This is a genomic window from Candidatus Pelagibacter communis, from assembly GCF_001180105.1.
Lineage (GTDB): Bacteria > Pseudomonadota > Alphaproteobacteria > Pelagibacterales > Pelagibacteraceae > Pelagibacter > Pelagibacter ubique_K.
This window is the reverse complement of the sequence record NZ_CVSO01000007.1, coordinates 1-734: the sequence shown is the minus strand read 5'-3', so window position 1 is coordinate 734 and position 734 is coordinate 1. Positions and strand designations below refer to the sequence as shown.

The 734-nt window shown below is 24.5% G+C and carries 1 protein-coding gene; it reads right to left on the bottom strand.

Features of this window, described 5'->3' with window-relative positions; translation table 11 throughout:
• Positions 1-105: 105 nt before the first annotated feature.
• Positions 106-734 (bottom strand): sensor histidine kinase (locus AMN84_RS01375; RefSeq protein ID WP_143755523.1); only part of this gene is annotated, 629 nt, incomplete at its 5' end.

Sequence of the window (734 nt, the reverse complement as noted above, 5' to 3'; positions counted from 1 at the left end):
AAAGCTTGATTATAATTTGCTGCTACACGTGTTCTATAACCTGCATCAGAAATAAGATCCCTAAGAATATTTCTAATGTCAGGGTTATCATCAATTATAAGTATTTCAGTTGACATGTTCAGGTAATAAAATTTTTATCTTAGCTCCATTCTTTTCTTCAATAAACTCGATGTAACCGTTATGATCATTTAAAATTTTATCTACTATTGAAAGTCCTAAACCGCTACCTTTCTTTTTAGTTGTAAAGTAAGGTTTAGATAAATTTTTAAAATTAGATTTATCGAATCCAATACCATTATCTTTTATAATTATGTTTATATAGTCACTTATTAGCAAAATTTCTATACTGATTTTCTTGTTAAAATTACCATCTTTTTCTTGTTTTTCATTTAAACTCTCAATGGAATTTTTTAGAAGATTAATAAAAACTCTGCTAATTTGCTCAATATCACAATTAATGAAATATTTTTTATTGTAAGTAAAATTAATTTTAACTTTATTAGACTCTGAATTCATTAATAGAATAGACTCATCAATTATCTTGTTCAAGTCAGCTTTTTTAAAAATTGGTTTAGGCATTCTCGCAAAATCAGAGAATTCATTTACCAATTTTTCAATTAGTTTGATTTGTTTATTTATCGTTCTGATTTTTTCGAGAAATGCTTCCTTATTATTTTCATCAAATAAATCTGCATATCTTTTTTTTAAATTATCTATAATAAGTTGAATAGGTG